General features: G+C 68.2%; 19 protein-coding genes and 1 pseudogene. 9 read left to right on the forward strand and 11 right to left on the reverse strand.

Annotated features, from left to right (window positions below; all coding sequences use genetic code 11):
• Positions 1 to 99: 99 nt before the first annotated feature.
• Positions 100 to 1,341, forward strand: coding sequence for a trans-sulfuration enzyme family protein (locus BLQ39_RS04015; RefSeq protein WP_092321941.1), 1,242 nt, complete (start codon positions 100 to 102; stop codon positions 1,339 to 1,341).
• Positions 1,342 to 1,462: 121 nt separating this feature from the next.
• On the opposite strand, the gene BLQ39_RS04020 is transcribed toward BLQ39_RS04015, so the two are convergent.
• Positions 1,463 to 3,277: a DEAD/DEAH box helicase gene (locus BLQ39_RS04020; protein WP_241977096.1), complete on the reverse strand. Its 1,815-nt coding sequence runs from the start codon at positions 3,275 to 3,277 to the stop codon at positions 1,463 to 1,465.
• A 57-nt stretch (positions 3,278 to 3,334) separates the two neighbouring features.
• Between BLQ39_RS04020 and BLQ39_RS04025 the strand changes: the two are divergent.
• A pseudogene (locus BLQ39_RS04025) lies at positions 3,335 to 4,123 on the forward strand (SGNH/GDSL hydrolase family protein).
• Positions 4,124 to 4,681: 558 nt separating this feature from the next.
• On the forward strand, positions 4,682 to 4,957 hold the full coding sequence (locus BLQ39_RS04030; RefSeq protein WP_134574718.1) for a hypothetical protein: 276 nt from the start codon (positions 4,682 to 4,684) through the stop codon (positions 4,955 to 4,957).
• Between the two features lie 100 nt (positions 4,958 to 5,057).
• Here the strand turns inward: BLQ39_RS04030 and BLQ39_RS04035 are convergent, their stop codons facing one another.
• The 5 genes from BLQ39_RS04035 to BLQ39_RS04055 all read right to left on the reverse strand — a co-directional run bounded on the left by BLQ39_RS04035 (position 5,058) and on the right by BLQ39_RS04055 (position 8,607).
• Positions 5,058 to 5,435, reverse strand: a complete 378-nt coding sequence (locus BLQ39_RS04035; RefSeq protein ID WP_092321944.1) for a type II toxin-antitoxin system death-on-curing family toxin — start codon at positions 5,433 to 5,435, stop codon at positions 5,058 to 5,060.
• Positions 5,432 to 5,635: a ribbon-helix-helix domain-containing protein gene (locus BLQ39_RS04040; RefSeq protein ID WP_174775338.1), complete on the reverse strand. Its 204-nt coding sequence runs from the start codon at positions 5,633 to 5,635 to the stop codon at positions 5,432 to 5,434. The genes BLQ39_RS04035 and BLQ39_RS04040 overlap by 4 nt, the downstream gene beginning before the upstream one ends.
• A gap of 81 nt (positions 5,636 to 5,716) precedes the next feature.
• Positions 5,717 to 6,118 carry a type II toxin-antitoxin system VapC family toxin gene (locus BLQ39_RS04045; RefSeq protein ID WP_092321945.1) on the reverse strand — a complete coding sequence of 134 codons (402 nt, stop codon included), beginning with the start codon at positions 6,116 to 6,118 and terminating at the stop codon, positions 5,717 to 5,719.
• A 423-nt stretch (positions 6,119 to 6,541) separates the two neighbouring features.
• The gene (locus BLQ39_RS04050; protein WP_241982806.1) at positions 6,542 to 7,777 is read right to left on the reverse strand and encodes a D-alanyl-D-alanine carboxypeptidase family protein; all 1,236 of its coding nucleotides are present in this window, start codon (positions 7,775 to 7,777) and stop codon (positions 6,542 to 6,544) included.
• A gap of 26 nt (positions 7,778 to 7,803) precedes the next feature.
• A complete protein-coding gene (locus BLQ39_RS04055; protein WP_092321947.1) occupies positions 7,804 to 8,607 on the reverse strand; it encodes a TrmH family RNA methyltransferase in 804 nt (267 codons plus the stop codon).
• Positions 8,608 to 8,713: 106 nt separating this feature from the next.
• Between BLQ39_RS04055 and BLQ39_RS04060 the strand changes: the two genes are divergently transcribed.
• Positions 8,714 to 9,559, forward strand: a complete 846-nt coding sequence (locus tag BLQ39_RS04060; RefSeq protein WP_092321948.1) for an NAD-dependent protein deacetylase — start codon at positions 8,714 to 8,716, stop codon at positions 9,557 to 9,559.
• A gap of 14 nt (positions 9,560 to 9,573) precedes the next feature.
• The gene (locus BLQ39_RS04065) at positions 9,574 to 10,206 is read left to right on the forward strand and encodes a histidine phosphatase family protein (RefSeq protein WP_241986928.1); all 633 of its coding nucleotides are present in this window, start codon (positions 9,574 to 9,576) and stop codon (positions 10,204 to 10,206) included.
• 18 nt (positions 10,207 to 10,224) lie between these two features.
• On the opposite strand, the gene BLQ39_RS04070 is transcribed toward BLQ39_RS04065, so the two are convergent.
• Positions 10,225 to 11,298, reverse strand: a complete 1,074-nt coding sequence (locus BLQ39_RS04070) for a glycosyltransferase family 4 protein (protein WP_092321950.1) — start codon at positions 11,296 to 11,298, stop codon at positions 10,225 to 10,227.
• Positions 11,295 to 12,194: an alpha/beta fold hydrolase gene (locus tag BLQ39_RS04075; protein ID WP_092321951.1), complete on the reverse strand. Its 900-nt coding sequence runs from the start codon at positions 12,192 to 12,194 to the stop codon at positions 11,295 to 11,297. The genes BLQ39_RS04070 and BLQ39_RS04075 overlap by 4 nt, the downstream gene beginning before the upstream one ends.
• Positions 12,195 to 12,341: 147 nt before the next feature.
• Between BLQ39_RS04075 and treS the strand changes: the two genes are divergently transcribed.
• On the forward strand, positions 12,342 to 14,039 hold the full coding sequence (gene treS / locus BLQ39_RS04080; protein WP_092321953.1) for a maltose alpha-D-glucosyltransferase: 1,698 nt from the start codon (positions 12,342 to 12,344) through the stop codon (positions 14,037 to 14,039).
• A 69-nt stretch (positions 14,040 to 14,108) separates the two neighbouring features.
• Positions 14,109 to 14,795: a 3'-5' exonuclease gene (locus tag BLQ39_RS04085; RefSeq protein WP_092321954.1), complete on the forward strand. Its 687-nt coding sequence runs from the start codon at positions 14,109 to 14,111 to the stop codon at positions 14,793 to 14,795.
• A 166-nt stretch (positions 14,796 to 14,961) separates the two neighbouring features.
• Here the strand turns inward: BLQ39_RS04085 and BLQ39_RS04090 are convergent, their stop codons facing one another.
• The 3 genes from BLQ39_RS04090 to glgA form a co-directional block, all read right to left on the reverse strand.
• Complete coding sequence (locus BLQ39_RS04090) at positions 14,962 to 15,213, reverse strand: type B 50S ribosomal protein L31 (protein WP_092321955.1); 252 nt, start codon at positions 15,211 to 15,213, stop codon at positions 14,962 to 14,964.
• A gap of 143 nt (positions 15,214 to 15,356) precedes the next feature.
• Positions 15,357 to 16,139 (reverse strand): ABC transporter ATP-binding protein, encoded by a 783-nt coding sequence (locus tag BLQ39_RS04095; protein WP_092321956.1) that lies wholly within the window; start codon positions 16,137 to 16,139, stop codon positions 15,357 to 15,359.
• 62 nt (positions 16,140 to 16,201) lie between these two features.
• Entirely contained in the window at positions 16,202 to 17,383 is a 1,182-nt protein-coding gene (glgA, locus tag BLQ39_RS04100; RefSeq protein ID WP_092321957.1) for a glycogen synthase, read from the reverse strand.
• An 82-nt stretch (positions 17,384 to 17,465) separates the two neighbouring features.
• Here glgA and BLQ39_RS04105 point away from each other — a divergent pair, with 82 nt between their 5' ends.
• Positions 17,466 to 18,713 (forward strand): glucose-1-phosphate adenylyltransferase, encoded by a 1,248-nt coding sequence (locus BLQ39_RS04105; RefSeq protein WP_092321959.1) that lies wholly within the window; start codon positions 17,466 to 17,468, stop codon positions 18,711 to 18,713.
• Positions 18,710 to 19,351 (forward strand): phosphoserine phosphatase SerB, encoded by a 642-nt coding sequence (serB, locus tag BLQ39_RS04110; RefSeq protein WP_092321960.1) that lies wholly within the window; start codon positions 18,710 to 18,712, stop codon positions 19,349 to 19,351. The genes BLQ39_RS04105 and serB overlap by 4 nt, the downstream gene beginning before the upstream one ends.
• The last annotated feature ends 13 nt before the right edge of the window (positions 19,352 to 19,364 follow it).

Raw genomic sequence — 19,364 nt, forward strand, 5'->3', positions numbered from 1 at the left:
GCCTTTCGTCACAGGAAAGCATATTCGATGAATGGGGCTCGTTCAGAAGACTCTCCACGTGTTCTTGCGCTGGAACACAGCATCTGCTTTCCTCAGAGCATGTTGCCATCGTCGTCACACATTGAAACCATCGCCGTCCACGCCGGGATGGAGGGTGTCACCGAGTCAGGGTCGCACGTTCCGGTGATCGACCTGTCGACCACGAACCCGCTTGCCGGGGTCGAGTCCGGAGGCGACTCCTACGAGAACCTCGCCACCGGCGGGGACATCATTCAGGGCGAGTCCGCGGTGTACCAGCGGCTCTGGCAGCCCGGCGTCGCACGCTTCGAGGATGGCCTGTCGGCTCTCGAAGGCACCGAGGGCACCGTCGCCTTCGCCACCGGCATGGCCGCCCTGGCCGCCGTGCTGATCGCCTCCGTTGCCGCCGGCAAGAACCACGTCGTCGCGCTGCGCCCCATCTACGGCGGCACGGACCACGTCCTGGCCACCGGGCTGCTCGGCACCACGGTGACCTGGGTCGATGCTGCCGGTGTCGCGGCCGCCATCCGCCCCGAGACCGGCCTGGTCATCCTCGAGTCGCCGGCGAACCCGACCCTCGAGCTCACCGACATCCGGGCCGTCGCGGATGCCGCGGGCAACGTCCCGGTGCTCGTCGACAACACCTTCGCGACCCCCGTGCTGCAGCGCCCGATCGAGTCCGGCGCGACGCTGGTGCTGCACAGCGCCACGAAGTACCTCGGCGGCCACGGCGACGTCATGGGCGGCACGGTCTCCGGCCCCCAGGATTGGATCGTGCGCCTGCGCCAGGTGCGCGCGGTGACCGGGGGCATCCTGCACCCGTTCGGCGCCTACATGCTCCACCGCGGCCTCCGCACCCTGCCCCTGCGCGTGCGAGCCCAGCAGGCGACCGCAGCCGAGGTGGCGAACACGCTCGTCGGCCACCCCGCCCTCACGCGCGTGCTCTACCCCGGACTGCCCGGCCAGGACCCGCAGGGCCTGATTGGCCGGCAGACCGCCGGCGCCGGCTCCCTGATCGCCCTCGAATTCGCGGGCGGGTTCGACGCGGCAGCGCGTTTCACCGAGGCCTGCCGCCTGATCACCCACGCCGTCTCGCTTGGCGGGGTCGACTCCCTCGTGCAGCACCCGGCCTCGCTCACCCACCGACCGGTCGAGGCGAGCGCCAAGCCCGGGGCCGGAATCGTGCGCATCTCGATCGGCCTCGAGCACGCCGACGACCTCACCGCCGACATCCTGGCCGCCCTCGAGGCCGCCTCTCCCGAGTTCGTTCTGGTCGCCGAGCCTGCGGCCGAGCTGCTCGTCGAGCTGGTCGAAACGGCCTAGAGGCCGCTGCCCCACCCGCCGAACTGTGAGTTTGGCACCTTCCCGGGCCCAACGAAGGTGCCGAACTCACTGTTCGGCGACGGATCGGGGGACGCTTCGGCGAGGGCGGCGAGGGTGAGGGTCAGCTCCGGCCGAGACGGCGACGGAGCAGGTCGATCCGCTTCTGCAGCTGGGTGACGCTGGCCTGGGCGACGGCCGGGCCGCCGCACTCGCGGCGAAGTTCGGCGTGCACCATGCCGTGCGGCTCGTCGGCCATCTTCGACCACATGCCCACCAGGCTCGCCAGCAGCGTGCGCTGCTCCTTGAGCGTGCGGTAGAGCGGCGGCGGCTCTTCCGGGGCGATCTCGCCGGTGACGGGGTCCTTCCGCCGGTCGGTGGAGCGCCTGGACTGCCGGTGCTGCCGCTGGCGCAGCAGCTCGGAGACCTGCTCGGGCTCCAGCAACCCGGGGATGCCGATGAAATCGAATTCCTCGTCGGTGCCGGGTTCGGCCAGCGCGCCGAACTCGTCGCCGTTGAACATGACCATGTCGAAGGTCGCCTGGGAGTCGATGGCCTGCCAGGTGAACTCCTCGCCGAGGTCGTCCGAGGCCTTCTCCTGCGTGTTGGCCGCGGCCACCATGGCGTCTTCGGGGTTGAACATCCCGTCATCGCCGTCGTCGCGGTTGCTGCGGTCGAGGGCGTGGTCGCGCTCCAGTTCGAGGGCGTTGGCCAGGCTCAGCAGGCCGGGAACGTTCGGCAGGAAGATCGACGCGGTCTCGCCGCGGCGCCGGGCGCGCACGAACCGGCCGATCGCCTGCGCGAAGAACAGCGGGGTGGAGGCACTGGTCGCGTAGACCCCCACGGCCAGGCGCGGAACGTCGACGCCCTCGGACACCATCCGCACCGCGACCATCCAGCGGCTGGTGTTGTGCGAGAATTCGTCGATCCGGTCGCTCGACTCCTTCTCGTCGGAGAGCACGACCGTCACCTTCTCGCCGGAGATCTCCTCGAGGATGGCCGCGTATGCCCGCGCGGTGGTCTGGTCGGTCGCGATGACGAGCCCGCCGGCATCCGGAATGCCGTGCCGCACCTCGGTGAGGCGGATGTCGGCCGCCCGGAGCACGGCCGGGATCCACTGCCCGGTGGGCTCGAGCGCCGTGCGCCAGGCCTGGGAGGTGATGTCCTTGGTGTTGCCCTCGCCGAGTTTGGCCTCCATCTCGTCGCCGGCCCGCGTGCGCCACTTCATGTGCCCGGCGTAGACCATGAACATCACCGGGCGCACGACACCGTCTTCGAGGGCGCGCCCGTAGCCGTAGTTGTAATCGCTCTGGGACAGCCGGATGCCGTGCTTGTCGGGCAGATAGCTCACGAACGGGATCGGTGAGGTGTCCGACCGGAACGGAGTACCGGTCAGCGACAGGCGCCGCGTCGCCGGTTCGAACGCCTCGCGGATGGCGTCGCCCCAGCTGAGAGCGTCACCGCCGTGGTGCACCTCGTCGAGGATCACGAGCGTGCGGCTGGACTGGGTCAGTTCCCGGTGCAGGGCGGCCCGACTCGCCACCTGCGCGTAGGTCACGGCAACGCCGTGGTAGTGGTTGCCGTACCGCCCGTTCGCGTTCTTGAACATGGGGTCCAGCCGGATCCCGGCGCGGGCCGCGGCGTCGGCCCACTGGCGCTTGAGGTGCTCGGTCGGGGCGACCACGGTGATCCGGTCGATCACCCGCCGGGCACGCAGCTCCGCGGCCAGCCGCAGGGCGAACGTGGTCTTGCCGGCGCCCGGTGTGGCCGCGGCGAGGAAGTCACGGGGCTCGTGCAGGAAGTACGCCTCGAGGGCCTCCGCCTGCCAGGCGCGGAGTTTGCTGGCCGTACCCCACGCAGCGCGTTCCGGAAATGAGGGCGACAGGTGCTCGGCTGCACTCGTTCCCTGCGCAGGACCGAAAACAGGTGGAGTATTCACTTCATAAGAACCTATCAAGTCGGACCGACACTTTCGCACGGAAGGGAAACCCGAGCCATGTCCCAGCAGCAGCATCCCTGGTCGCGCTACGTGGCTCTCGGTGACTCCTTCACGGAAGGCATCGGCGACCCGGAGCCGGCCAGTCCCGGCGGGCACCGGGGCTGGGCCGACCGGGTGGCCGAGGTCCTCCGTTAGGGCACAGACGACCTCGCCTACGCGAATCTCGCCGTGCGTGGGAAGCTGATCAGGGAAATCGTCGCCGAACAGGTCGAGCCCGCCCTCGCCCTGCGACCGGACCTCGTCACCCTGTCGGCCGGCGGCAACGACGTGATCCGCCTGGGCACCGACCCGGACCTCATCGCCGCGCGGTGCGAGCTGGCGGTACGGCGCCTCACCAGGGACGGCGCGCAGGTCGTGCTGTTCACCGGGGTCGACGTCGGCTTCTCCCCCGTGCTCCGGCACCTGCGGGGGAAGGTGGCCATCTACACCGAGAACATGCGTGCGATCGCGGCCCGGTACGACTGCGTCGTCGCCGACCTCTGGGGACTCACCGAGATCCGGGATGTGCGGATGTGGGCGCCGGACCGGTTGCACCTGAACGCGCTCGGCCACCACACGGTCGCGCGCATGGTGCTTTCCTCCCTCAACGTGCCCAACGCGCTGGAGCCGCAGCGGCCGGAGCCGATGCCGGGCACCACCTGGCGCCGGGCCAGGACGGAAGACCTCGCCTGGGCGCGGGAATACCTCGTCCCGTGGGTGCTCCGGCGGGTGCGGCACCAGTCATCGGGCGACCACGTGCTGCCCAAACGTCCCGAAGCGGCGCCGTTCGGCCGGCTCCAGCCGTGACCTGACCTCCCAATCCCCCCTGACCCGAACTGCCCCTCGGCGTTCGACGCCGGTGCGGCATGGATCGACTCTGATGAAGCGTCACGGTTGCCTGGTAGGAAGGGGCGATGTCGCACGCACATCTGTGGAACTCTGCATATCCGGATGCGCCAGCAAGGGTGCCTGACCGGTAGGTTCGAGCGCATGCGATTCGATCTACATCAGACATCAGACATCGGCATTAGTGCTGGCTGGGGTGATCGTGCTCTGTTCCAGCGGCTGCGGCAGCACCCCTGAATCCGAGCGTTGACTCTCAGGCTCAAACGTCGACCTCAAAGCCAAAGCCAAAGCCAACGCCAACGCCAACGCCATCAACGTCTCCGACGGCGGAGGCGAGCCAGAACGATTCCGCCGGGATGAGCTGATTCGAGCGGCAGCTTCCACTTTCCGGGCGTTTCGTGTCTCAATGGACCGAGACAGTCGGGTCCATCGAGATCGCAGGTCGCAGCGATGGCACGGTCTGGGCGACCCTCACCGATTTCAGCACGGGAGTCTCTCCGAACTTGAAGCTCTACCTCAATGAAGGTGAGCTGGTCAAGAACCCTGATGGTGCCTGGACGACCGATGGCGGCGAGCACAACAGGAATCGGCGGCGGGTATGATCCCGTAACCAACCGCGTCCTGATGCAGGTCTCTCCCGAATACAGCTCAGCATCCACCCTCATCGCCGCCATCGAGAACCTGAACGATCCCCGCCTCACGCTCCAAGTCCTCGAGTCTGTGGTGCCCGAAGAGGACGTGGCCGAGAGTCGCATGGACGACGCGGCGCCTGGGAAAGCCGGCGCAGACATCTAGAACTCCTGTGCACCACGGTGCACCCTTGGATGGGCTTGGAGATGATGCTCGGGAAGTTGAAGCTGAACCGCAGGTTCGCAATCGAGGCGGCCACGGCGCCTCAGCGCCCTTCGCTGCCTAGCGCAATTCGGTCAGCGATATCGGAAACGTCATCAAGGCGCCCGGAAGCAACATCCATGATGAATCCGTAGGCATCATCATTGGACCATGTCAACCGTCGTCCGTTCATACCGAGGAAGGCGATTAGCGCAGCGAGACTCAGCCGCTTGTTACCGTCAATCAAGCCGTGATTGCGGGCCAAGGAATGCGTCAGCGCCGCGGCCTTCTCATTGAGACTCCCGTAGGCGTCCCTTCCGAACGCGCTCGCGCGCGGACGGGCCAGCGCCGACTCAAGCAATCCCTGGTCCCGGACCGGCATGTCTCCCCCGAGGGCTCGCTGCCCGACGTAGAGGAGATCCGTGTAGGTGAGATAGATCACTTTCCGAGACGTTCAAGCGCTTCGGCGTAGCGCGGGAGCTCCTCGTCAAGGACACTGCTCAGGAGGTCCTGGCGACTGTGGTTCTCGACGTATTCACGCACCGCCTGCTTGGCGACGTCCTGCATGGACCGTCTCTCGTATTCGGCTCGGCGACGCAGGGCGTCCGCCTCAGCATCAGTCAAGCGAAGGGTCATGGGCATGGACACATGGTATCACCAGTGACACCGTTGTCCGTAGGGTCCGATGCGGGTTCCCCTTGAGGATGAGGACGCTCATTGACGTCAGCTTGCGGTTAGCGCGTCGAGATTTGCGAGCGGCACGACACCTTTGGCTCTCATTGCCAGCCCGGGGTCGACTGTGACCAGGGCGTCGGCCTGAAGCTCGGTGACGGCGAGGTATTCCGCGTCGTACGTTGTCTCCCAACCCTGCTCGCGTGCGATCCTCCAAGCAGTCCGGTGTGACACCCGGTCACCGAGCAACCTAATCTTTAGTTCGGTCAGGCGGCGGTGGTGCTGAAGTGCCAGATCCTCGGTGAGGTCACCGTTGAGTACTGCCTCGAATAGCAGCGATAGCGCCTGCGAGCGGATGAGGTTCGGGGCGACGATCTGATGCTCGGGGCTGGGCTGGATGCCATTAGCGACGATGTGCAGGAGCGTAGGCGCGTCGATCACGTAACGGGTCATGTCGGAACTTTACGCGGGAAAACAGGCAGCCGACGAAGGTCAGCGGCCACCAATGGCGCAACAGGAGCGCCCCGGCCTGCGAGAGGGCCGCCGACACGCCCTGCACCGCCAGCGAGGTGCCGGTGCGAGCAGGGTTGCGGCTGCGGCCGAGCTGCGCGTGATCCGCGCGGCGGCGACGAGCGAGATCGCGGATCCAGGGGGTCGGCCAGGCCCAGTTCGAGCAGCCGGTCGGCGAGCAGGACGCCGATACGGCCCGCACTCCCACGGATGCCAGGCGGGGCATGAGCCTGGAGAGGGGAGCCCGGTTGCCCGCAACGGCACGGGACAGGTCGACGGCCGCCGGGGCGAGGTGGAGCACGCGGTGCTCATCGGCAAGCTGGTGGCGGACTTCATCCGCCGGGGCGCGGGGTCCGCGCCGCGCGCCTAACCGTCGGCGTTCAACTCGCCGGGATGTGAGAAACGCCAGGCCGGTCCCGGGTCGCTGATCGTGCGGTCGAGCACGAGCGGCACGCTGACGGTCTTGTCGCCGACCAGGAACTCGACGGCGCCGACGGTGTCCTTTTTGCCGCCGAGGGTGAGCGCGCGAGCGGTCGCGGCGCCGGATATCGGCGTGTCCGACCAGACCAGGGCGGATGCCGCCCGGGAGGCGACGGCGCTGCTCTCCTGGCCCCAGGCGGTGGCGTAGGTGCCGTAGGCCGTGCCCTTCTCGGTCAGCGTGACCTCACGGAACCCGGCCTTCGCGGTGGTGATCAGGTCGGCGACGGCCCGGTTCACGTCTGTGTGGTTGGCGCCGCCGAGCACGACGCCGACCAGGGTCACCGTGCGGCCGCCGACCTTCAGGTCGGTGGAGAAGAGCAGGCAGGCGCCGGCCTCGTCGGTCGTGCCCGTCTTGATCCCGTCGACACCGAAGCGGCCGAGCAGTTTGTTCGTGTTCTTGACGGCGCCGATGACGGGGAGTTTTGCGCTCGGCTCTGCCACGATCCCGGCCAGCGCCGGGTGGGCGACGGCCAGCTTGCCGATCTTGACGAGGTCGGCCGGGGTGCTCCGGCTGGACGTCGACAGGCCGCTCGTGTCGGCCACCGCCGTGTCGTCCAGGCCGTTCTTCGCCAGCCAGTCCTGTGCGGCGGCCAGGTAGGCGTCGAGGGAGCCGTAGGCCCAGACGGCGAGGGAGAGGGCGTAGTTGTTGGCCGACGGCAGCATCGTGGCCTCGAGGGCCTGGCGCTCGCTGAGGACCATGCCGGCAACGACTGGGGCGACCGAGCCGTTCTCGGCCATGACGTCATAGTAGATCTCCACGTCGGCGTCGGTGAAGGTGATGTCCGGGCCGGGCTCGTTGCCGGTGAGCGGCTTGGCGTCGAGCACGACGAGCGCGGTCACGGTCTTCGTGACGCTGGCGATCGGCATGGATTCCGTGGCGCCGGAGGATCCCAGGACCCCGGGGAAGCCGACGGCTCCGAAGGCGCTCGAACCGAAGCCGGGCCAGTCGGGCTGCGCGGCGGCCTGGGTCAGCGCGGCGGGCTGGGTGAGCGCGGCGGCTTCCTCGGGCACGGGGGCAAACCCGGTGGTGGCGAGGTACCCGACAAGCGTCAGGACAACGGCCAGAGCGCCGAAGAAGGCGATCCGGCGCCGGCGGAAGATCTGGCGTCGGGTCAGCGGCATTATGCGATTCTATCGTTCGCCGCCTGCTACCCGCGCAGCGCCCACAGGGCAACGGCGCTGGCGGAGGCGACATTGAGCGAATCCACCCCGTGCAGCATCGGGATCGTGACGACGGTGTCCGCCGCGGCGAGGGCCCTGGTGCTCAGCCCGTCGCCCTCGGTGCCGAGGATGAGGGCGAGGCGCTCCGGCGGCGCGGCAGCGAAGCGGTCGAGGGTCACGGCGTCGTCGGCCAGCGCCAGCGCGGCGAGGTGGAATCCCGCGTTCCGGAGCAGCGGCGCGGCCTCGTCCCATTCCGGCAGCCGGGTCCACGGCACCTGGAGCACGGTGCCCATGCTGACCCGCACGCTCCGGCGGTAGAGCGGGTCGGCGCAGCGCGGCGTGATCAGCACGGCGTCGGCGCCGAGCCCCGCGACGGCCCGGAAGATGGCTCCCACGTTCGTGTGGTCGACGATGTCCTCGAGGATCACGATGCGCCGGGCATCCCGGATCAGCTCGGCCGCCGGGGCAAGCGCGGGCCGGTGCATGGCGGCCAGGGCGCCCCGGTGCAGGTTGTACCCGGTCAGCTTCTCCAGCAGGTACGGCGCGCCGACGTAGACGGGCACATCGGGCCAGTCGGCCAGGAGCGGAGCCACGTCGGGCAGCCACTGTTCCTGCACGAGCAGGGAGCGCGGACGGTGGCCGGCGGCGAGGGCGCGGGTGATGACCTTGCTCGACTCGGCGATGTACAGTCCGCCGGCCGGTTCGGAGACCCGGCGCAGCGCGACATCCGTCAGCCGTGAGTAGTCGGCCAGGCCGGGCAGGTCGAGGTCTGCAATGGGAACGATCCGCACGGTACTGCCTTCTGTTCGAGGTGGTGTCCCATCCAGACTGCCAGCTTCGCGTAACAAAGTCGTAAAGCGGCGAGTTTAGACTCGGTACAGGCGAGGATGGAGCACCATGAGCATCGAGACCCTGCAGGCCGCGGCTGTGGCCGAGGAGGCGCTCGACGCCGTGTCCGAGATCCTGCGCGGGCGCCTCGTGGCGGTGCTCACTGGCGCCGGCCTGAGCACGGATTCCGGCATCCCCGACTACCGCGGGAACGGCGCCCCGAAACGCTCCCCGATGACCTTCCAGACCTTTGTCGGCGATGAGCGGGCGCGGAAGCGCTACTGGGCCGGCAGTCACCTGGGCTGGCGACGCTTCCGGGCCGCCGAACCGAACCTGGGCCACCGCTCGCTCGTGCGGCTCGAGGCGAGCGGCATCATCTCGGGCGTCATCACCCAGAACGTCGACGGCCTGCACACCCGGGCGGGGTCGCGCCATGTCGTGGACCTGCACGGATCGATGGACCGGGTCGTCTGCCTGTCCTGCGGCCAGGCGTTCGGACGCGACAGCGTCGCGGCACGGCTCGAAGCGGCCAACCCCGAGCTCGGCTCGCCCGAGGCCGTCCGCATCAATCCGGACGGCGACGCGGAGGTGTCGGACATCGACGGATTCTCTGTCCCGGCCTGCACCGTGTGCGGCGGGATGCTGAAACCCAACGTGGTGTTCTTCGGCGAACTCGTCCCCACCGAGAGGTTCACCGAGGCCTCCGCCCTCGTGCAAGCCGCCGACGCGCTCATCGTGGCGGGCTCGTCCCTGGCCGTGAATTCGGGCATCCGGCTGCTCGAGCAGGCGAGGCGACGCAGGCTTCCGATCGTGGTGATCAATCGCGGCGTCACCAAGGGCGACGGCCGCGCGCTGGTTAAGCTGGAGGCGGGAACCTCGGAGGCGCTCGCCGGGCTGGCGGCCCGTCTCGCCTGACTAAGGGCCCGACCGTGACCAACGACATCAAGGACGGCATCCTGACCATGACCCGGATTTCGATCGTGCGCCACGGCCAGACCGAGTGGAACCTGCACCGGCGCATCCAGGGCAGCACGGATATCCCGCTCAACTCGGCCGGACGCGCCCAGGCCGCCGAGGCGGGCATCGTTCTGCGGGAGAGGCGCTGGGACGTGGTTGTGGCCAGCCCCCTGATGCGGGCGCACGAGACCGCTCGCATCATCGCCGGTGAACTCGACCTGCCGAGCCCGGAGATCGTTGCCGAGCTCACGGAGCGCCACCACGGAGAGATCGAGGGGCTCACCTTCACCGAGCGCCAGGCGCGGTTCCCCGACGGCGTGCTCGTTCCGGGCCTCGAGTCGCGCCAGGACGTGCTGGACCGGGTGCTGCCCTCGTTGGCCCGGGTCGCGGCGACCCACGCCGGCAAATCGGTGCTCGCGGTCAGCCACGGCGGCATCATCGGCACGCTGATCCGCCACACAACGGGCGGGGAGCGCCCCCGGCACGACGAACTGATTGCCAACGGCTCCGTGCACGACTTCGTCTGGGAGGACGGCGAACTCGTGCTCGTCCACTTCGACGCCTCGGTTCGCTCGCCGGGCGAGATCTTCCCCGTTATCCGCTGACCGCAGCCGGACGCGCCGCTAGGACGTGCGGGGCTGCGTGTCCTCGAGCACCTCGAGCAGCTTCCGGGCCGACTCCCGCCAGGTGAACCTGGCCGCCTGGCGGGTCGACTCCTTCGACCTGGCCGCCCACTCCCCCGGACGTTCCAGCTGCGCCAGGGCATCCATCAGCGCGTCGGCGCTGTTCGGGTCGAAGTAGAGCGCCGCGTCACCGCCGATTTCCCGGAAGATCGGGATGTCGCTGACGACGACCGGGATGCCGAGGCTCATGGCCTCGACCAGTGGGATGCCGAAGCCCTCGTCGAGCGAGGCCGTGACGAGCGCGGTGGCGGAGCGGAGCACCGAGAAGTACTCCTCGTCGCTCGCGCCGTCGTGGAAGACGAGTGTCGCCTGCGGGGCAAGCCCGGACAGCCGGGCACGCTCGGCCGGGCTCACCCGGCTCATCAGGTGCAGCTCGTGCCCGGGCAGGCCCGCGACGGCACGCACGAGCGTGTCGACGTTCTTGTACGGCATGAACGAACCCATGTAGACGAGGCGCGCGCTCTCCGGGGCGCTGCGGTCGACGGGCGGCCCGGGAACGGCATCCGCGGCATTGTGGATCACGGTCACCGGCCGGTCGGTCAGCCGGTGTTCGGCGATGAGGGCCCTGGTCGTCTCCGAGACGGTGACCACGCCGTCGGCTCGGTTGAGCAGCATCCGCTGCGGCCACCAGGACAGGTGGTACAGCCGCCAGAGCAGCCGGATCGGCCACGTGAAGTCACGCGGCGGGGTGCGGTTGCGGTAGTAGATCAGGTCGTGCACGGTGAGCAGCAGGCGGTATTTGCGGCCCCACGAGCCCATTGTCTGCATGGGGCTGAACACGACGTCGGGGCGGAGACCGTTGACCGTGAGCGCGACGAACGGCTCTCGGATGCTGGTCGGCGAGCTGACGAGTTGCCAGGGCAGGTCAGGCAGCATGGCCAGCTGGCGATGGTCGCTGATCAGCATCGTGACCGGGTGCAGCCTGCCGAGTTCGGTGACGAGGCCCGCGGTGTAACGGCTGACACCGTCGTGACGGTCCAGGCGGGTGTAGCGGCAGTCGAACGCGATCCTCATGCGGGCCTCGCCTCGAACAGGAAGCCGCGCAGTTCGTCGGCGGCGTTGACGGGCATTTCGTAGTGGATGAGATGACCGACGTTCGGGATGACGTGGAGGGCTGCATCCGGGAACAGCTTCTGCAGCCGGTGCTGGGCCGCGACGGGGGTGATGTCGTCCTTCTCGGCCGCGATGAGCAGGGTGCGCTCCGGGATCTTCGACGCGAATTCGCTCACGTCGCTGCTCACCGAGGCCGTGAAGGCCTCCAGCACGACCCTGCGGTCGGCGAACGCCGAGAAGTACCGGTCGTGCTGGTCGTGGATCCAGCGGCGCAGTTCGCGGTCCTGCGTCTTGGCCATGGTCACGCTCATCACCCGCACGATCACGCGATTGCGCAGCAGGGCGAAACCGAGCCGCTCAGGCAGCCTGGCGGCGGCCCAGTAGTAGAAGACCGCCAGCCGGGTCAGGATGCCGCGAGGCCCGGACAGCGCCGGGGAGGCGATCGGGTTCACCAGGACGACGTCGTCGGCGGGCAAGCCGTCGGCCAGGGCGGCGGCCGCGACGATGGAACCGAAGGAGTGGCCGAGGATCACGACCCGGCCGGTCGGCGCCAGGGCGGCCAGGAAGTCCCGGAGCCACCGTGAGTAACCGGCGATGTCGTGTCGCAGGCCGTGCAGGGGCTCGGACTCGCCGAATCCGGGCAGGTCGGGCGAGATGATCCGGAATCCAGAGAGTTGGGCGACGACGGGCTCGAGGCCGTGGTGGTCGCCGCGGAAACCGTGCACCATCAGAATCGTCGTCGGGGCAGCGGGGTCGCCATACTCCCAGTACCGCGTCTTGCTGCCCAGCACCGACAGCGTGTGGGAGCGCGTGGGAATGCGAGCCAGGGATTCGTCGTAGGGCGAAGGAACGATCATCAGCCCAAGTTTAGGCGGGAGTGTGGCGCCGAACTGGACAGATGCCGTGTCGCTCAACCTAGACTCGTGACGTCCCCCTGCACCCCACGACTCCCCCCGCACATCAAGACGGCCACACAGCCCCTGACGCGGGCCGGAAGGAACTCCGTGAGCTTCACCGCACCGATCCAGCTTCCCGGACTCACCCTCGACCCACGTTGGTACCGGCGTTCGGTCTTCTACGAGGTCATGGTCCGCTCATTCGTGGACAGCAACGCCGACGGGGCCGGCGACCTGTCCGGACTGATCTCGAAGCTGGACTACCTGCAGTGGCTGGGCATCGACGCCCTGTGGATCCCGCCGTTCTTCACCTCGCCCCTCAAAGACGGCGGCTACGACGTCGCCGACTACCGCTCGATCCTGCCGGAGTTCGGCACGCTGGACGAGTTCAAGGAGCTCGTCACCAAGGCGCACGAGCGCAACATGCGGATCATCATCGACCTCCCGCTGAACCACACCTCGGACCAGCACGACTGGTTCCAGCAGTCCCGGGAGCACCCGGACGGCCCCTACGGTGACTTCTACGTCTGGAGCGACACCGACGAGAAGTACCCGAACATCCGGATCATCTTCACCGATACGGAGGAGTCGAACTGGGCGTTCGACCCGGTGCGCCGCCAGTTCTTCTTCCATCGTTTCTTCTCGCACCAGCCGGACCTCAACTTCGACAACCCCGCCGTGCACGACGCGATCTTCGATGTGGTGCGGTTCTGGCTCGACCTGGGTGTCGACGGATTCCGCCTCGACGCGATCCCCTATCTCTACGAGTCGGAGGACGGCAACGGTGAGGGCGAGCCGCCCACGCACGAGTTCATCAAGCGGCTGCGGGCCGTTGTCGACCGCGACTATCCCGGCCGCATCATGATCGCCGAGGCGAACCAGTGGCCGCGCGAGGTTGCGGCGTTCTTCGGCACCGAGGAAGAGCCGGAGTGCCACATGGCGTTCGACTTCCCGGTCATGCCCCGCATCTTCTATTCCCTGCGCTCGCAGCAGGCGGACGAGCTCGTGCGGGTGCTCTCCGAGACGACGGACATCCCGGACGGCGCCGGCTGGGGGGTGTTCCTGCGCAACCACGACGAGCTCACCCTCGAAATGGTGAGTGAGGAATACCGCCAGGCCATGTACGGCTGGTACGCCTACGACCCCAGGATGCGCGCGAACATCGGTATCCGCCGCCGGCTCGCTCCCCTGCTCGACAACTCGCGGGCCGAACTGGAGCTGGCCCACGCCCTGCTTTTCGCCCTGCCCGGCAGTCCGTTCCTGTACTACGGCGACGAGATCGGGATGGGCGACAACATCTGGCTGCCCGACCGGGACAGTTCGCGCACGCCCATGCAGTGGACCCCGGACCGCAATGCCGGCTTCTCCGACGCCGACCCGGGCAAGCTGTACCTGCCCGTCGTCCAGTCGCTCGTGTACAACTTCACCCAGACCAACGTCGAGTCCCACCTGGCCCAGTCCAATTCGCTGCTGCACTGGATCCGCAACGTCATCCACGTGCGGAAGGCGCACCCGACGTTCGGCCTCGGCGCGATCCGGGTGCTCTCCACCAACCACGAGTCCGTGCTGGCCTTCACCCGCGAATACGAGGGCTCGGGCACGCGGATGGGCGACCAGGCCGAGACGGTCCTCTGCGTCTTCAGCTTCGCTCACAACCCGGTGTCCTTCAAGATCGACGACGCCGACCTGGCCGGCACCCGGCTCTACGACATCTTCGGCGGTTCGGTCTTCCCGAGCTTCGACGACGACGGATCCCTGACCCTGACGCTCGGCGCCCAGAGCTTCTACTGGTTGCACTGCGGGTAGCGGCCGCAACGGTGACGTTCGAGGAGTGGCTGGCCGGGCATTGACGGTGGTCGGCCCTAGGCTTGCCCCATGAGCAACTGGAGCGACAGCCTGGCCGTGTTCGACCTCGAGACCACCGGCATCGACGTGGAGACGAGCCGGATCGTTTCGGCGACCGTGGCCGTGCTCGACGCCGACGGCGTCGTCCTGGAACGACTGGACTGGCTCCTGGACCCGGGAGTGGAGATCCCGCTTCAGGCGACGAACGTGCACGGCATCACGACCGCGCACTCCGCCCGGAACGGGCAGGATGCCGCCGGAGGCGTCGCAGAGATCGTCGCGGCGCTCCGCGCGCACCTGGCCCGCGGGCTCCCCCTCGTGGCGTACAACGCCCCCTACGACCTCACCCTGCTCAACCGGGAGTCGCTACGCCACGACGTGGCGCCGCTCCTGGCGCCGTCCCCCGTCGTTGACCCGCTGGTCATCGACAAGGCCGTCGATCGCTACCGCAAGGGCAAGCGCACCCTCGAGGTCACGAGCGCGTTCTACGGCGTGCTGCTGGAAGACGCACACGACTCCGGCGCGGATGCGATTGCCGCCGGCCGCGTGGCCCAGGCGATCGCGAAGGCGCACTCGAGCGCGCTGCCGGCCACCGCGCCTGAACTCCATGCGCTGCAGGTGGGCTGGAGCCAGCAGCAGGCCGACAGCTTCCAGGACTACATGCGCCGCGAACGCGACCCGAAGTTCGTCGCCGCCGGCGGCTGGCCGGAGCGCTGACCGGCAGGTCGTTCTTTCCCATCGCGCCGGTCGGCCACCTGGCGGTGGTACAGGTCATCGCCGGCTTCATGCTCCTGACGCTTGCCCTGTCGGAGCGGCCGCTCGACCCGCGGGCACGAAAAAGGGCGACCAGCCGAGGCTGGTCGCCCTTTTCAGAAGCTCGGTCTTATTTGCCGAAGCCCTTGTAACGGGTGTTGAACTTCTCGACGCGTCCGGCCGAGTCCATAATGCGCTGCTTGCCCGTGTAGAACGGGTGCGACTCGGAGGAGATTTCGACGTCGATCACCGGGTAGGTGGTGCCGTCTTCCCACTCGATCGTCTTCGAACTGGAAGTCGTCGAACGGGTAAGGAACGTCGCACCCGACGCGAGGTCGCGGAAGACCACGGGAGCGTACTGGGGGTGAATGTCAGACTTCATAAAGACTTCCTTGTTGCTGTTCGAATGATCACGAATGGTGGAGATGAAAAGTGCCGTCTCGCCGGTGAGGGCGAAAAAATAGCCTGGCCGCAAGGGCCAGCTACCGAGTTTAGCAGAAACGGGCCGCGATGGAGTCCAGCTGGTCAGACCGCGCGCGCCGCATAACGCCCGTGGTTCTCGGTGAGATCAATGGCGAGACCGAACGTCGCGCTCAGTGCCTCGGCGGTGAGCGTCTCGGCGAGCGGGCCGGCGCCCACGATTGCTCCGCCGGCAATCAGCAGCACGTGGGTGAATCCGCGCGGGATCTCTTCGACGTGGTGGGTCACCATGATGATGGCCGGGGCATCCGGGGCGCTGGCGTAGCCGCTGAGCAGGTGCAGCAGCTCCTCGCGAGCACCGAGGTCGAGGCTGGCCGCGGGTTCGTCGAGCAGGAGCATCTCCGGGTCGGTCATCACGGACCGGGCGATCTGTACCCGCTTCTGCTCACCGTCGCTGAGGGTGCCGAACTTGCGTTCGGCCAGGTGGTCGAGCTTCCATTCTGCGAGCACGCGCTGGGCGCGACGCTCGTCAATCGACTCGTACTCTTCGTGCCACCGCCCCGTGACCGAGTATGCGGCGGTCATCACGACGTCGATGACCCGCTCCGTCGCGGGGATCTTGCGGGCCATGGCCGTCGACGCGAAGCCGATCCGGGGGCGAAGCTCGAACAAGTCGGTGCCGCCCAGGGGCTCCTCGAGCACCTCGACCTTGCCGCTCGAGGGGTGCATCATGGCCGCGGCCATCTGCAGCAGCGTGGTCTTGCCGGCGCCGTTCGGGCCCAGGATGACCCAGCGCTGGTCGTCTTCAACACTCCAGTTCACTGAGTCGAGGATGGCAGTGCCACCTCGGACAACGGACACATCGGTGAGCTGAAGAACGTTGACCATGGCTCCATGCTATCCGCCGCGGTGGGGCCTCGGCACCCACCGCGCACCCGCCGGGGGTCCGGCTACAGCAGGGACGCGTAGATCTCCCGGGTGCGGACGGCGATGGTGTCCCAGCTGAACTTTCGCTCCGCCCGGACACGTCCGGCTCGGCCCATTTCCGCCGCGCGTACCGGGTCGCTCAGCACTTCGGTGAGGGTCCTGGCGAGGTCGGCGACGAAGAGATCGGGGTCGAGCGGGGTGCCGGTGCCGTCCGTCGCCTGGTCGATCGGGACCAGCCGGCCCGTCTCTCCGTCGGCCACGACCTCCGGGATGCCGCCGGTGGCGGTGCCCACGACGGGCAGGCCGCAGGCCATCGCTTCGAGGTTGACTATTCCGAGCGGTTCGTAGACGGAGGGGCAGACGAAGACCGTTCCGGCAGTGAGCACGGCCGACAGCTCGTGCTGCGGCAGGAGCCGGTCGATCCAGACCACGCCGGAGCGCTGCTCCTGGAGCGCGCGCACTCCCGCGGTCACCTCCGCCATGATGCCCGGGGTGTCCGGTGCGCCGGCGCAGAGCACAAGCTGCACGTCCTCCGGCAGGGCTGCGGCCGCCCGCAACAGGTAGGGCAGGCCCTTCTGCCGGGTGATGCGCCCCACGAACACGACGGAGGGTCGATCGGGGTCGATGCCGAGCGCCCGAACGGTGTCGTGGTCGGTGGTCGGCTTCCAGCGTTCGAGGTCGATGCCGTTGTAGACGACCTGCACCCGAGACTCGTCGAGGGCCGGGTAGCTGCGGAGGATGTCCCGGCGCATGCCGTCGCTCACGGCGATCACGGCATCCGCTGCTTCGAATGCGGTCTTCTCGATCCAGCTCGACACTCGGTAGCCGCCGCCGAGCTGCTCGGCCTTCCACGGACGGAGCGGCTCCAGGCTGTGCGCCGTGACGACGTGCGGCACGCCGTGGAGGAGCTTGGCGATGTGCCCTGCCCCATTCGCGTACCAGGTGTGGGAGTGCACGAGATCCGCGCCCTGCACGTCCTGGGCCATCCTCAGGTCGACCCCGAGCGTGGCGAGGGTCGCGTTCGCGTCGGCGAGCTCCGCCGGAACTCCGTACGCGTGTGTCGAGGGCGCGTCACGGTCGCCGCCGAAGCAGCGCACCACGACGTCGATGTCGTGACGGAGCGCTCGGACGAGCTCGGCCACGTGCACACCCGCCCCCCCATAGATTTCGGGCGGGTATTCCTTGGTCAGCAGATCGACTCGCATGGAGTAAAACTAGCGCAGCGCCGAGGGTCACACACCACAGTCCGGGTGGTCGAGGCGAGCGGATGCCCCTACTGTGGGAACCATGGAGTCGAAGAAGAAGATCTTTGGAATCGTTCTCGCCGGCGGAGAAGGAAAGCGGCTCATGCCCCTGACCGAGGACCGTGCCAAGCCCGCCGTGCCTTTCGGCGGCCACTACCGCTTGATCGACTTCGCCCTGTCCAACCTGATCAACTCCGGGCTCACCCAGATCGTCGTGTTGACGCAGTACAAGTCGCACAGCCTGGACCGCCACGTCTCGCAGACGTGGCACGTGACCGGCGGCCTGTTCAACTCGTACATTGCCTCGGTTCCCGCCCAGCAGCGCCTCGGCAAGCGGTGGTTCAGCGGATCCGCCGACGCGATCCTGCAGAGCCTCAACCTGATCCACGATGAGAAGCCCGACATCGTCGTCGTCGTCGGAGCCGACCACGTGTACCGGATGGACTTCAGCCAGATGATCGCAGCGCACATCGCATCCGGCGCCCAGGCCACGGTCGCCGCCATCCGCCAGCCGATCGGCCTGGCCGACCAGTTCGGCGTGATCGAGGTCGACGCTGCGAGCCCCGACCGGATCAGGGACTTCCGCGAGAAGCCGAAGGATGCCGTCGGCCTGGCGGACAACCCCGACGAAGTGTTCGCCTCGATGGGCAACTACGTCTTCAACACGGATGCCCTGATCGAAGCGGTGCTGCGCGACGGCGAGAAGACCGACTCGAGCCACGACATGGGCGGGGACATCATCCCCGACTTCGTCTCCCGCGGCGAGGCCGGCGTCTACGACCTCAAGCTCAACGACGTGCCCGGCTCAACCGACCGCGACCGGTACTACTGGCGCGACGTCGGAACGATTGACTCGTTCTTCGAGGCCCACCAGGATCTCATCTCCGCGTTGCCCGTGTTCAACCTGTACAACCAGGCATGGCCGATCTTCAGCCAGCAGCTCAACTCCCCGCCGGCCAAGTTCGTTCGCGATGCGCGCGGCGCACTGGGAACGATGATCGACTCGATCGTGTCGCTCGGCAGCGTCATCTCCGGCGCGCACATCGAACGCAGCGTCCTGGGGCCGTGGGCCGCCGTCGATTCCGGCGCCGAGGTGGTCGATTCGATCGTCTTCGAACGCACGCAGATCAAGCCGGGCGCGACCGTTCGCCGGGCGATCCTCGACAAGGAAGTGATCGTCGAGGCGGGAGCCAGCGTCGGCGTCGACCGCGACCGGGACCTGGCCCGCGGCTTCAGCGTGACCAACTCGGGAATCACCGTCGTCGGCAAGGGCGTGCACGTTCACCCGTGACAACAAGGTTCCTGGTCGTTCTCGACGCCGACTCCACCCTGATCGAAGACGAAGTCATCGAGTTGCTGGCGGATGCCGCGGGCTCGCGCCCCGAAGTTCAGGCGGTCACCGAGCGCGCCATGCGTGGGGAGCTCGACTTCGCCGAAAGCCTGATCGCGCGGGTGAAAACCCTCGCGGGGCTGCCGACCAGCGTCTTCGCGGACGTCGGCCGGCTCATCCGCCCGACCCCGGGCGTGCACGAACTGATCGCCGGCCTGCATGCGCACGGCAGCCGCGTCGGCGTGGTCTCGGGCGGGTTCCACGAACTGCTCGACCCGCTGGCCGGCCTGCTCGGCCTGGACCACTGGCGTGCCAACCGGCTGGAGGTGGCGGACGGCCGGCTCACCGGCGGCCTCGTCGGCCCGATCATCGACGCCGAGGCGAAGGCCGCTGCCCTGCGGGAGTGGGCTGCCGCCGACGGCATCGCGCTCTCCCGCACGGTCGCGGTGGGCGACGGTGCCAACGACCTGCGGATGATGGACCCGGCCGGGCTGTCCATCGCCTTCAACGCGAAGCCGCTGGTGAAGGCCGGGGCCGACGTCGTGATCGATGTATGCGACCTCAGCCAGGTGCTCCCCCTGCTCGGCCTGCGCGGCTGAGCCTCGCCCACCC

The organism is Cryobacterium psychrotolerans (assembly GCF_900101115.1).
GTDB classification, from domain to species: domain Bacteria; phylum Actinomycetota; class Actinomycetes; order Actinomycetales; family Microbacteriaceae; genus Cryobacterium; species Cryobacterium psychrotolerans.